The sequence below is a fragment of the Aeribacillus pallidus genome (genome assembly GCF_050478865.1).
Classification (GTDB): domain Bacteria; phylum Bacillota; class Bacilli; order Bacillales; family JACDOC01; genus JACDOC01.
The window spans coordinates 1-1,485 of sequence record NZ_JBCNBW010000091.1 but is presented as its reverse complement, the minus strand read 5'-3'; the positions used below and the strand labels follow the sequence as shown (position 1 = coordinate 1,485).

Sequence of the window (1,485 nt, the reverse complement as noted above, 5' to 3'; positions counted from 1 at the left end):
GTCTCATCACCATATTCTGTGATGTTCACACAATTCCGGAAATAAGTTAGCGAGATTGATACTCAATCTAGAGTAGCTCCTTCGTCAGCTTGCAGACCACTAAGTTGGTAGAATGGAAGCGGTCAAGTGCTTTCCTTGACGGCTTCCATTCTATCAACTACAATGCGGAAAGCTGATGAAGGGCATGGTTAAGCAACCTGATTTTTATAAGTTTTACCTGTACACTCCAAAAATACACGTAGCCGAAATCTTTCAAGGTTTCTGAAGCCAAAAGCACGTCTTTTGATGTTCTTAATCTTATGGTTTGTACCTTCAATCCGGCCATTCGTAAAAGGTGTAAGAAAATATTGTAAAATTTGTGCCTTCCAATTTTCTATCGTCTTGGCAACTTGATGAAATGAAGGAAATGGGCTGCTCCATGCGAGTTGAATCCATTCTTCTAAGAGTGAATCAGCTGTATCATAGTCATTCACTTGGTATATTTCTCTAAAGAGTTCTTTTAGAAAATAGGCATATGACAATTCTGAATGCTCTTTGAGCATCTCGTCTAATTGTTGTTTTTCATTAGCCGTTAACTTTTCAGAACCTTTCAAGAGTTTAAACCGTCCCTTTTTTAGTCCAGGAGTTTTCTTTCTAACTTGGTCAAGTGCATGTATCACCTTTTGCACCACATGATATTTATCAATGACGATACAGGCCTCTGGGAATATAGATTTAACAGCTTTATGGAAGGGATCCCACATATCCATAACAACGGTATGAACACATTTATTAGACAGAATCTTCTTGGCAAGTAAGATCTGAGTTGAATTATAACTCCGTTGATGTTCCATACCAAGCACACTCCCGGATTGGGTATCCATAAGAACTGTTTCATATCGGTGACCCTTTCGGACAGCGATCTCATCAAGGCTAAGGATTAATTCATTGTTTTCTAAAACACTTTCAAGAGTTTCTAAATGCTCCTTCTCTTTTTCTTTAGCAACGGAATAAAATATTCTTTCAACGGTTGTATAAGGTATTTTTTCCTTTCGACTCACTTCTTGGATAGTAGAGCCAATGCACATTTCGTACAGATATTCTCTGTACCGATTGGTCTGATGCTTATTAGGACTGATAGATTCAAATGTTTGTGAAAATACCTCATTACAGTTGTGACAACGGTATCTATACACTCTGACAAATAAGAAAAGGGGCTTACCTAATACGGACAAGTCACGAACCTTTCTTGTCCGCCAGTCATGGACATGACTAGAAAAAAAACCGCAGTAAGAACAGCGTTCTTCTGTAGTATTTTTCTCAACATGTAACAAATTGCAATCTTCAAGAAACACTTGTTTAACAACTTCAAATTCTGGCAAATCTAGTGATACGGAAAACACTTTAGAACCTCCTGTTATGTTAAGTGACGCTAACATTATTGCCAGGAATTCGTGAGTGTTTTCCTTATTTTTTGGGTTAAATCACAAAATGTGGTGATGAATC

Annotated in this window: 1 protein-coding gene; it reads right to left on the bottom strand. The window is 37.6% G+C overall.

What is annotated here, in order from left to right:
• Positions 1–188: 188 nt before the first annotated feature.
• Positions 189–1,382: an ISL3 family transposase gene (locus ABES52_RS16645; RefSeq protein ID WP_429652437.1), complete on the bottom strand. Its 1,194-nt coding sequence runs from the start codon at positions 1,380–1,382 to the stop codon at positions 189–191.
• Positions 1,383–1,485 lie beyond the last annotated feature (103 nt).